This is a genomic window from Kitasatospora sp. NEAU-69, from assembly GCF_057158765.1.
The window spans coordinates 87,258-97,743 of record NZ_JBWXUE010000021.1 but is presented as its reverse complement, the minus strand read 5'-3'; the positions used below and the strand labels follow the sequence as shown (position 1 = coordinate 97,743).

Genomic DNA, 10,486 nt, shown 5'->3' with positions numbered 1-10,486 from the left:
GTGGAACCTGTGGACCAAGTGCGTAGGACGGGCCCCAGGTGGGCACCGCCCCGACGCATTGGATCAACAGGGTCAGAGCTCCCGCACCCCCGCGCGCCAGACGGCGGCGGTGAGCGGGACGCCCGGGCGGTAGGCCAGGTGGACCGGGGACGGCGCGTCGAGCAGCAGCAGGTCGGCGCGGGTGCCGGGGGCGATCCGGCCCACGTCGGTGCGGCGCAGCGCACGGGCGCCGCCGGCGGTGGCGGCGTGCACGGCCTCGTCCGGGGTCATGCCCATCTCGCGGACCGCGACCGCGATGCAGAAGGCCATCGAACTGGTGAAGCTGGAGCCCGGGTTGCAGTCGGTGGAGAGCGCGACGGTGGCGCCCGCGTCGAGCAGCCGGCGCGCGTCGGGGTACGGCGCGCGGGTGGAGAACTCGGCGCCGGGCAGCAGCGTGGCGACGGTGCCGGAGCCGGCGAGCGCGGCGACGTCCGCGTCGGTCAGGTGGGTGCAGTGGTCGGCCGAGGCCGCGCCGAGTTCGACGGCGAGCTGCACGCCGGGCCCGTACGAGAGCTGGTTGGCGTGCACCCGCGGGGTCAGCCCGCGCTCGATGCCGGCGGTCAGCACGGCGCGGGCCTGGTCGCCGTCGAAGGCGCCGTTCTCGCAGAAGACGTCCACCCAGCGGGCGTGCGGGGCGCAGGCGTCCAGCATCTCGCCGGTGACCAGGTCCACGTAGCCCGCCGGGTCGTCGGCGAACTCGGGCGCCACCACGTGCGCGCCGAGGTAGGTGGTCTCGGGGGTGTGCGTGGCGGCGATCCGCAGCGCGCGGGCCTCGTCCTCGACGGTCAGGCCGTAGCCGGACTTGCACTCGATCGTGGTGGTGCCCTGGCGCAGCGCCTCGCCGACGAACCGGGCCAGGTTGGCGTCCAGTTCGGCGTCCGAGGCGGCCCGGGTGGCCGCCACCGTGGTGCGGATGCCGCCCGCGGTGTAGGCCTGGCCGGACATCCGGGCGTTGAACTCGGCGGTGCGGTCGCCGGCGAAGACCAGGTGCGCGTGCGAGTCCACGAAGCCGGGCAGCAGCGCCCGGCCGGCCGCGTCCACCACCTGGTCGGCGGCGGGGGCGTCGGCGGCGCGGCCGGTCCAGGTGATCACCGAGCCGTCCACCACCACGGCGGCCTGCTCGACCAGACCGAGCAGGCCGGGGTGCGAGGGGTCGTTGGTGACCAGGGTGCCGATGTTGGTGATCAGGGTGCTGCTCACGGCGGCCTTTCGGGGAAGCGGTGCGTCAGGGAACCAGCACGTCAGGGAAGCAGTGCGGTGATGGAGGTGTGCAGGGCGGCGGCGGCGTCCGGGATCAGCTGGTGCACCCCGTCGGCGACGATCTGACGGCCGCCGACCACCACGTGCCGCACGTCCGCCGCCGAGGCGGCGAAGACCGCGGTCTCGGCGCCCAGGCGCGGCGTCGGCCCGGCGGTGCGCACCGAGTCGAGCGCGAGCACGGTGAAGTCGGCGAGTGCGCCGGCCTCGATCCGGCCGGCCTCCGGCCAGCCGAGCGAGGCGTGACCGTCCTCGGTGCCGGCCCGCAGCAGCGCGTTGGCGGTCCAGTGGCCGCGGGTGCGGGTACGCAGCCGCTCGTTCAGCTCCAGCGCGCGGGCCTCCTCGAACGGGTCGATCACCGCGTGGCTGTCGCTGCCCAGCGTGACCGGGCAGCCGCCGCTGGCCAGCGTGCGGGCCGGGCCGATGCCGTCCGCGAGGTCGCGTTCGGTGGTCGGGCACATGCAGATCACCGTGGAGGAGTCGGTGAGGAGCTTGACGTCCTCCTCGGTCAGGTGGGTCGCGTGCACCGCGCTGGTGCGCGGGCCGAGCACGCCATGGTCGGCGAGCAGCCGGGTCGGGGTGACGCCGTGCGCGGTCAGGCAGGCGTCGTTCTCGGCGGTCTGCTCGGAGAGGTGGACGTGCAGCGGCGCCTTGCGCATCTTGGCCCAGTGCGCGACCGTGCCGAGCTGTTCGGCCGGGACGGCGCGCACCGAGTGGATCGCCGCGCCGATCCGGGCGTGCGGCCGGTCGGTCAGCTTGGCCGCCCGCTCGGCCCAGGCGTCCGCGTCGCCGTCGCCGAACCGCAGCTGCGGCTTGGTCAGCTCGGCGCCGAAGCCGGAGGAGAGGTAGCAGGTGTCCAGCAGCGTGATCCGGATGCCGGCCCGGGCGGCGGCCTCGATCAGCGCCTCGCCCATCGCGTTCGGGTCGCTGTAGCGGGCGCCGCCGGGCGCGTGGTGCAGGTAGTGGAACTCGCCGACCGCCGTGATGCCGGCCAGCGCCATCTCGGCGTAGACGGCGGTGGCCAGCGCCAGGTAGCTGTCCGGGTCGAGCGCGCCGGCGAAGCGGTACATGGTGTCGCGCCAGGTCCAGAACGTGCCGGAGCCGACCTGGACGGTGCCGCGCAGCGCCCGGTGGAACGCGTGCGAGTGCGCGTTCGCCTGGCCGGGCACCAGCAGGCCCGCCAGGCGCACCGCGCCGGGCGGGCAGGGGCCGCTGTCCGGCGTGACCTTGGCGATCCGGCCGTCGGCGGCCACCTCGATCAGCACGTCCGGCTCCACCACCGGGCCGTTCACGTGCGGCAGCCAGGCGTGCTGAGCCCAGAAAGTCCGCGCCACCGACGTGCTGTGCGCCGCCGACGGGCTGGGTGAGGCCGACGGGCTCTGCGTCACTGACATGCCAGGTCCTCCAAGACGTCGGCGAGCGCCGACACGCCCGCGAGGCAGTCGCCCTCCTCGGCGTACTCGGACGGGGAGTGCGAGACGCCGCTCGGGTTACGTACGAACAGCATGGCGGTCGGGACGGCGGATGCCAGGATCCCCGCGTCGTGTCCCGCGCCGGTGGGCAGCACCGGGACGCCGCCGAGCGTGCGCACCAGGCGGTCACGCAGCGGGACGTCGAAGTCCACCACCGGCGTGTACGACTCGCGGGTCAGCTCGACCTTGACGCCGTCCCGCTCGCCGCGCTCGTCGGCGGCGAGCCGGATCTGCTCGACCAGCTCGGTCAGCGTCGCCTCGTCGGCCGCCCGGGAGTCCAGCCAGCCGCGCACCAGCGAGGCGATCGCGTTGGTGCCGTTCGGCTCGACCGCGACCTTGCCGAAGGTGGCCAGCGCACCGGCCAGCTTCGCCTTCTTGCGGGCCGCGAGCACGGTGTTGGCGTACGTCAGCATCGGATCGCGGCGGTCCTCGATCCGGGTGGTGCCGGCGTGGTTGGCCTCGCCGTGGAAGTCGAAGCGCCAGCGCCCGTGCGGCCAGATCGCGCCGGCCACGCCGACCGGCTGGTCCTCGGCGAGGTAGCGGCCCTGCTCGACGTGGAGTTCGACGAACGCGCCGATCCGGGAGATCCGGTCGTCGTCGGCGCCGATCACGGTCGGGTCGTAGCCGGCCCGCTCCATCGCGTCGGGCAGCCGGACGCCGTCGGCGTCGCGCAGCGCGTACGCCTGGTCCTGGGTCAGCAGTCCGGCGCTGAGCCGGGAGCCGATGCAGGCCACGCCGAACCGCGCGCCCTCCTCGTCACCGAAGTTGACGATCGCCAGCGGCTTGTCGAACCGGGCGCCGCGCGAGCGCAGTTCGTCGAGCGCGGCGAAGGAGGAGACGACGCCGAGCGGGCCGTCGAAGGCGCCGCCGTCCGGCACCGAGTCCAGGTGCGAGCCGGTGACGATCGCGCCCGGCGCGGTCGGATCACCGAGCCAGGCCCACTGGTTGCCGTTGCGGTCCAGCTCGTAGGTGAGGCCGCGGGACCGGGCCTGGTCCTCGAACCAGGCCCGGCACTCGGCGTCCGCACCGTTCCAGGCGTGCCGGCGGTAGCCGCCGGAGGCGGCGGAGCGGCCCACGGGGAGCAGCTCCGCCCACATCTGTTCGAAGGACGGGGGGTTGAAGGTCACAGCTCACCCATCGGGATGCGGACGCCGCGCTCGTTCGCGACCTCGTCGGCGCGGTCGTAGCCGGCGTCCACGTGCCGGATGACGCCCATGCCCGGGTCGTTGGTGAGCACCCGGCGGATCTTCTCGCCCGCCAGCGCGGTGCCGTCGGCGACCGTGACCTGACCGGCGTGGATCGAGCGGCCGATGCCGACGCCGCCGCCGTGGTGGATGGAGACCCAGGACGCGCCGGAGGCGACGTTGACCATGGCGTTCAGCAGCGGCCAGTCGGCGATCGCGTCGGAGCCGTCCAGCATCGCCTCGGTCTCGCGGTACGGCGAGGCGACCGAGCCGCAGTCCAGGTGGTCGCGGCCGATCACGATCGGCGCGGAGAGCTCGCCGCTGGCGACCATGTCGTTGAAGCGCTCGCCGGCCTTGTCGCGCTCGCCGTAGCCGAGCCAGCAGATCCGCGCCGGCAGACCCTGGAAGTGCACCTTCTCCTGGGCCATCTTGATCCAGCGGTGCAGCGACTCGTTCTCCGGGAACAGGTCGAGCACGGCCTTGTCGGTCTTGGCGATGTCCTGCGCGTCGCCGGAGAGCGCGGCCCAGCGGAACGGGCCCTTGCCCTCGCAGAACAGCGGGCGGATGTACGCCGGGACGAAGCCCGGGAACGCGAACGCCCGGTCGTAGCCGGCCAGCTGGGCCTCGCCACGGATCGAGTTGCCGTAGTCGAAGACCTCGGCGCCGGCGTCCTGGAAGCCGACCATCGCCTCGACGTGCTTGGCCATCGACTCGCGCGAGCGGACGGTGAACTCGGCCGGCTTCTCGGCGGCGTAGGTCGCCATGTCGTCGAACGAGACGCCGATCGGCAGGTAGCTCAGCGGGTCGTGCGCGCTGGTCTGGTCGGTGACGATGTCGATCGGCGCGTCCATCGCGAGCAGCTGCGGGAACAGCTCCGCGGCGTTGCCGAGCAGGCCGATCGAGAGCGGCTGCTTCTTGTCACGGGCGGCGGTGGCGAGCTCCAGCGCGTGGCTGAGGTTCTTGGCCTCGACGTCGAGGTAGCGGTGCTCGATCCGGCGGGAGATCCGGGACGGGTCGCAGTCGATACAGATCGCCACGCCACCGTTCATGGTGACGGCCAGCGGCTGGGCGCCGCCCATGCCACCGAGGCCGGCGGTGAGCGTGATGGTGCCCTCGAGGGTGCCGTTGAACTTCTTGTTCGCGACGGCGGCGAAGGTCTCGTAGGTGCCCTGAAGGATGCCCTGGGTGCCGATGTAGATCCACGACCCGGCGGTCATCTGGCCGTACATGGTGAGCCCGAGGTTCTCCAGCCGGCGGAACTCCTCCCAGTTGGCCCAGTCGCCGACCAGGTTGGAGTTGGCGATCAGCACCCGCGGCGCCCACTCGTGCGTCTGCATCACGCCGACCGGCCGGCCGGACTGGACCAGCATGGTCTCGTCCTGCTTCAGCGTCTGCAGCGTGCGCACCATCGCGTCGAACGAGCGCCAGTCACGCGCGGCCTTGCCGGTGCCGCCGTAGACGACCAGCTTGGACGGGTGCTCGGCCACCTCGGGGTCGAGGTTGTTCATCAGCATCCGCAGCGCGGCTTCCTGCTGCCATCCCTGGGTGCTGAGCTTCGTACCACGCGCCGCGCGAACCTCACGCGGGCCACTCGTCTGCTGCTCCGCCATGCTGCCGGCCTCCTTGCGGATGGATTCATTCAGGATTTCTCAGACTGAATATATCCAATCAATCAGTCTTCGACCAGACCCCGCACCCATCTGATCAGCGCCCGACTTCGCACCCCTCCGGGCACTACCCTGAAACCGGCGAACGCCAGCCACTTGGCCCAGCCCACAGTGACGGCAGCCCACAGTGACGCCGCCCCGGCGTAGAAGGCGCTCCCAGCGCAGAAGGCGCTCGCGCAGTCCGCTCAGGCCGCTTCGTCGCCGTCCCAGTCGATGCCGATCTCGGCAAGCCAGGCACGGTCGCGTTCGGCGGTGACGGCCGGGTCGACCGGGAGCATGGGGAGGGACGGCGGGCGGGGGATCTCCTGGATCGGGCCCAGGCCGTAGCGTTCGGCGGCGGCCGCGCCCGGATCGGTGGCGACCAGGCCGATGTGGACCGCGGACTCGTCACCCGGATCGAGGACACTCTGGCGGGGTTCGGGCGGGCCGAAGAGTGCCACCCGGCGGCCGCAGGCGGGGCAGGCCCACTCCTCCGCTCCGGAGGAGAGCCGGCCGACTCGTCTCATCTCGTGGATCACGCGCATGGCGGACACCCCCGTTCGTCCTGAGAAGGGGATGCCCGGGTCGTCGTGCGGCTACTCCAGGAACAGCCCACGAGCTGCGGCGGACTGTTCGATCGACTCCAACCGGGCTTCGGCGCCCGGGAGTTCGTCGCACATCGTCTGCAGCAGCACGCGGCCGAGCACCATCGGCGCGCAGGCGGTGTCGAAGACCAGACCGGTGCCGACCTCGGCGGGCAGCATCAGGTCGGAGAGCTTGCCGACCGGCGCGAAGGCGCTGTCCGCGACGGTGAGCACGGTCAGGCCGCACTCCCGGGCGACGCCGAGCGCGTCCATCAGCTCGCGCGGGTAGCGCGGCAGCGCGAAGCAGAGCAGCGCGGAGGCACCGGCCGCGGCGCACTGTTCGATCCGGTCGGCGAGCATGCTGCCGCCCTCGTCGAGCAGCCGGATGTCCGGGTGCACCTTGGCCGCGAAGTAGGCGAAGCCGCGGGCCTGCGCGGAGGCGGCGCGCAGCCCGAGCACCGGCAGCGGCCGGGAGGCGGCGAGCAGCCGGCCCGCCCGGACGATCGGCTCGGGGTCGGCCAGCAGATCGGCCAGCCGGCGCAGGTGCGCGATCTCGGCGAGCACGGCCTGCTGGTGCTCGTTGCGGACCACCTCGGCGGGCGTCTCCGGCGCGACCGACTCGCCGCCGCCGAGCTCGCGCAGCCGCTTGCGCAGCGCGGGGTAGCCGTCGTAGCCGAGCGCGACCGCGAACCGGGTGACCGAGGGCTGGCTGACGCCGGCCAGCTCGGCGACCTCCACGCTGGACAGGAACGGCGCCTCGGCGGCGTGCCGGACCAGCGCGTGCGCGATCCGGCGCTGGGTCGGGGTCAGCCGGTGGCCGTCGAAGAGCTCCAGCAGACGGGCGGACGGACCCGGCACGGGCTCGGCGTTCGCGGTCATCAGGGGTCCCTTCGGAGTGGGCGGACCGGGGGCGGTCGCTCGACTGTGCAGCAGGTGGGGCGCAGGGGCAATGATGTCTCGCGGGACGGACTGCCCGCGCCGCGCCCTCCGTGCCCCGCCCGCGGCAGCACCCGGGGCCCTCAGGGGTTCCCCTGATTTCCCCCTGAGAGCCCGGCCACCGAGTAGACCGGCGGACCGCGCAAGGCGCAGGCTGGTCCTCATGGAGTCGTACCGCGATGAGCGCCCGTCCTTGCAGAAGGACCACCCGTCCGAGTTGAAGCGCGACCTTGAGGCCGCCCTGCACACCCGCAAGGAACTCGGCGCCGAGTACGAGTCGGAGCTGGTCGACTCGTTCTTGTCCCGGGTAGACGCCCGGCTGGACGCCCGGGTCGAGCAGCGGGTCGCCGAGCGGCTGAACCGGTACGAGGAGGAGGAGCGGCCGGGCCGGCGCGGGCGCGGCGAGCGCAAGCGGAGCTGGAGCAACAGCTCGTTCGGGATCGCCTCGCTGGTGCTGGCGATCCCGCTGACCGGGATCGGGTCCGCCAGTGGCATGCCCGGGATGTTCGTCACCTGGGCCGGTGTGGTCGGCGTGAACATCGCGCACGCGCTGGGCCAGCGCCTCCAGCGCTCCGAGGAGCGCCGGAGCGCGCCCGCGCGCGGCGAGTGGGCGTAACGAACACACCCGCTCGCCGCGCGGCGGTGCAAATCAGGCCGCGGACCAGCCCACAGGCCAGGCCGCAGGCCAGACCGCGGATCAGGCCAGCGGGCCGGTGACCTTCTCGACGGCCTTGACCAGCGCGTCGGAGGCGACCAGCGCCTCGGCCGCATCCAGGTCGGGCGCCAGGAACCGGTCCCGGCCGGCCCCGCCGACGCCCGCCTCGCGGGCGGCGGCGAGCGCGGCGGCGGTGGCCGGCGCCAGCTGCGCGGTGCCATCGACGGTGCGGATCTCCAGCGCGCGGGCGGCGGCGGTCAGCTCGACGGCCAGGATCCGGCCGAGGTTGTCCACGGCCTGGCGCAGCTTGCGGGCGGCGGACCAGCCCATCGAGACGTGGTCCTCCTGCATCGCCGAGGACGGGATCGAGTCCACCGAGGCCGGTACGGCCAGCCGCTTGTTCTCGCTGACCAGCGCGGCCTGGGTGTACTGAGCGATCATCAGACCGGAGTCCACGCCCGGGTCGTCGGCCAGGAAGGCCGGCAGACCGTGCGAGCGGCTCTTGTCGAGCAGCCGGTCGGTGCGGCGCTCGGAGATCGAGCCGAGATCCGCGGCGGCGATCGCCAGGAAGTCCAGCACGTAGGCGACCGGCGCGCCGTGGAAGTTGCCGTTCGACTCCACCCGGCCGTCCGGCAGCACCACCGGGTTGTCGACCGAGGCGGCCAGCTCGCGCTCGGCGACGGTACGGGCGTGCGCGAGCGTGTCGCGGCCGGCGCCGGCCACCTGCGGGGCGCAGCGGATCGAGTAGGCGTCCTGGACCCGCGGCGCGTCGTCCCGGTGGTGCCCGGTCAGACCGGAGCCCTTCAGCACGGCGAGCATGTTCGCGGCGCTCAGCGCCTGGCCCGGGTGCGGGCGGATCGGGCCGTGCAGCTCCGGCGCCAGCACCTTGTCGGTGCCGAGCAGCGCCTCCAGCGACATGGCGGCGGTGATGTCGGCGGTGGTGAAGAGCCGGGACAGGTCGGCGATCGCCATCACGAGCATGCCGAGCATGCCGTCGGTGCCGTTGATGAGGGCCAGGCCCTCCTTCTCCAGCAGCTCGACCGGCTCGATGCCGGCCGCGGCCAGCAGCTCGCCGGCCGGGTGCTCGGCGCCGTCCGGGCCGTACGCGAGGCCCTCGCCCATCAGCACCAGCGCGCAGTGCGACAGCGGCGCGAGGTCGCCGGAGCAGCCGAGCGAGCCGTACTCGCGCACCACGGGGGTGATGCCGGCGTTGAGGATCGCGGCCATCGTCTCGGCTACCAGCGGGCGCACCCCGGTGCGGCCGGAGGCGAGCGTCTTCATCCGCAGGAAGATCAGCGCGCGGGTGACCTCGCGCTCGACCACCGGGCCCATGCCGGCGGCGTGCGAGCGGACCAGCGAGCGCTGCAGCTGGGCACGCAGCTCGGGGCTGATGTGCCGGACGGCGAGCGCACCGAAGCCGGTGGAAACGCCGTACACCGGGCGCGGCTCGGCGGCCAGCGCGTCGATCCGGGCCCGGGAGACGGCCATCTCGGCGAGAGCGTCGGGGCCGATCTCCACCCGGGCGTTGCCACGCGCGACGGCGAGCACGTCCTCGGCGGTGACGTCGGCCTTGCCGACCTGAACAAGCGGCGCGTCGGCGGCCGGAGCACTGTGCATATCCATATGCACTATCAGATCAGCTGAATGAAGATATGACAACCGCTGGGCGGCCGAAAGCTTTGATGCCTCATGCTGGAGAGTGAACTGCGCGCGGTCGTACCGCCTGCGAGTGAATCCTGACAGCGAGAGGCGGGGTCCGATGACGCGGGCGACGGCACGGCGACGAGTGGTCCGACTGCGCGGCGGCGAGCGGGCGACGCGGCCGGACACGCTGGCGGCCGAGGAGCCGCTGGAGATCAGGATCGGCGGCAAGCCACTGACCGTCACCATGCGCACCCCCGGCCACGACTTCGACCTCGTGGCCGGTTTCCTGGTCGGCGAGGGGCTGCTGCACGAGCGCGAGCAGCTCGCCGCACTGCGCTACTGCGCCGGCACCGACGAGGACGGCCTGCAGACCTACAACGTGGTGGACGCGGCGCTGCGCGGCGCGGCGCCGGTGCCGCTCTCGGCGCACCGCAACCTGCTCACCACCAGCGCCTGCGGGCTCTGCGGCCGCGACACCGTGGACGCGGTGCGCACGCACGTCCGCTGGAAGCCGGCCGACGACCCGCTGGGCGTGCCCGCCGAGCTGCTCTACGGCCTGCCGGAGAAGCTGCGGGCCGCCCAGCGCACCTTCGACTCCACCGGCGGGCTGCACGCGGCCGGGCTCTTCTCCCCGTCCGGCGAGCTGCTCTGCGCCCGCGAGGACGTCGGGCGGCACAACGCGGTGGACAAGGTGATCGGCTGGGCGCTGCGCGAGGGCCTGCTGCCGCTGACCGGGCACCTGCTGCTGGTGAGCGCCCGCGCCTCGTTCGAGCTGACCCAGAAGGCGGCACTGGCCGGCCTGCCGCTGCTGGCGGCGGTCTCCGCGCCGTCCTCGCTCGCGGTCGAGCTGGCCGAGGAGCTCGGGCTGACGCTGATCGGCTTCCTGCGCGGCGAGTCGGCGAACGTCTACACCCGGGCGGACCGGATCACCGCCGCCGACTGAGCGGCCTCCCCGACTGAGCACCACCCCCGACTGATCACCCCAGAAGAACGACCGCGGGGGGGGGGGGGGGGGGGGGGGGGGGTGTGTTGGTTTGGGTATTTTTCCCCCCCCCCCGTTATCTCCTTC

General features: G+C 73.3%; 9 protein-coding genes. 2 read left to right on the top strand and 7 right to left on the bottom strand.

Translation table 11 applies throughout. The annotated features are described in order from the left end of the window. Positions 1 to 72: 72 nt before the first annotated feature. The 6 genes from hutI to AC060L_RS23645 all read right to left on the bottom strand — a co-directional run bounded on the left by hutI (position 73) and on the right by AC060L_RS23645 (position 7,061). The gene (hutI, locus tag AC060L_RS23670; protein ID WP_483800884.1) at positions 73 to 1,239 is read right to left on the bottom strand and encodes an imidazolonepropionase; all 1,167 of its coding nucleotides are present in this window, start codon (positions 1,237 to 1,239) and stop codon (positions 73 to 75) included. Between the two features lie 41 nt (positions 1,240 to 1,280). Continuing rightward, positions 1,281 to 2,690 (bottom strand): formimidoylglutamate deiminase, encoded by a 1,410-nt coding sequence (locus tag AC060L_RS23665; protein WP_483800883.1) that lies wholly within the window; start codon positions 2,688 to 2,690, stop codon positions 1,281 to 1,283. Further along, a complete protein-coding gene (locus AC060L_RS23660) occupies positions 2,681 to 3,865 on the bottom strand; it encodes an allantoate amidohydrolase (protein ID WP_483800949.1) in 1,185 nt (394 codons plus the stop codon). Before AC060L_RS23660 ends, AC060L_RS23665 begins: the two co-directional genes overlap by 10 nt. A 26-nt stretch (positions 3,866 to 3,891) precedes the next feature. Further along, positions 3,892 to 5,562 carry a urocanate hydratase gene (gene hutU, locus AC060L_RS23655; protein WP_483800882.1) on the bottom strand — a complete coding sequence of 557 codons (1,671 nt, stop codon included), beginning with the start codon at positions 5,560 to 5,562 and terminating at the stop codon, positions 3,892 to 3,894. Between the two features lie 242 nt (positions 5,563 to 5,804). Next, positions 5,805 to 6,152: a hypothetical protein gene (locus AC060L_RS23650; protein ID WP_483800881.1), complete on the bottom strand. Its 348-nt coding sequence runs from the start codon at positions 6,150 to 6,152 to the stop codon at positions 5,805 to 5,807. A 42-nt stretch (positions 6,153 to 6,194) separates the two neighbouring features. Then, entirely contained in the window at positions 6,195 to 7,061 is an 867-nt protein-coding gene (locus tag AC060L_RS23645) for a MurR/RpiR family transcriptional regulator (protein WP_483800880.1), read from the bottom strand. A 220-nt stretch (positions 7,062 to 7,281) separates the two neighbouring features. Between AC060L_RS23645 and AC060L_RS23640 the strand changes: the two genes are divergently transcribed. Continuing rightward, on the top strand, positions 7,282 to 7,734 hold the full coding sequence (locus AC060L_RS23640) for a hypothetical protein (RefSeq protein ID WP_483800879.1): 453 nt from the start codon (positions 7,282 to 7,284) through the stop codon (positions 7,732 to 7,734). Between the two features lie 81 nt (positions 7,735 to 7,815). On the opposite strand, the gene hutH is transcribed toward AC060L_RS23640, so the two are convergent. Continuing rightward, positions 7,816 to 9,390: a histidine ammonia-lyase gene (gene hutH / locus AC060L_RS23635; protein WP_483800948.1), complete on the bottom strand. Its 1,575-nt coding sequence runs from the start codon at positions 9,388 to 9,390 to the stop codon at positions 7,816 to 7,818. A gap of 142 nt (positions 9,391 to 9,532) precedes the next feature. Between hutH and fdhD the strand changes: the two genes are divergently transcribed. Then, entirely contained in the window at positions 9,533 to 10,360 is an 828-nt protein-coding gene (gene fdhD, locus AC060L_RS23630) for a formate dehydrogenase accessory sulfurtransferase FdhD (RefSeq protein WP_483800878.1), read from the top strand. The last annotated feature ends 126 nt before the right edge of the window (positions 10,361 to 10,486 follow it).

Excerpts from the sequence above, each read along its gene's own strand:
- hutU (WP_483800882.1), bottom strand. The coding sequence starts at position 5,562 with ATGGCGGAGCAGCAGACGAGTGGCCCGCGTGAGGTTCGCGCGGCGCGT.
- AC060L_RS23665 (WP_483800883.1), bottom strand. The coding sequence starts at position 2,690 with ATGTCAGTGACGCAGAGCCCGTCGGCCTCACCCAGCCCGTCGGCGGCG.
- fdhD (WP_483800878.1), top strand. The coding sequence starts at position 9,533 with ATGACGCGGGCGACGGCACGGCGACGAGTGGTCCGACTGCGCGGCGGC.
- AC060L_RS23645 (WP_483800880.1), bottom strand. The coding sequence starts at position 7,061 with ATGACCGCGAACGCCGAGCCCGTGCCGGGTCCGTCCGCCCGTCTGCTG.
- AC060L_RS23640 (WP_483800879.1), top strand. The coding sequence starts at position 7,282 with ATGGAGTCGTACCGCGATGAGCGCCCGTCCTTGCAGAAGGACCACCCG.
- AC060L_RS23660 (WP_483800949.1), bottom strand. The coding sequence starts at position 3,865 with ATGTGGGCGGAGCTGCTCCCCGTGGGCCGCTCCGCCGCCTCCGGCGGC.
- hutH (WP_483800948.1), bottom strand. The coding sequence starts at position 9,390 with ATGCACAGTGCTCCGGCCGCCGACGCGCCGCTTGTTCAGGTCGGCAAG.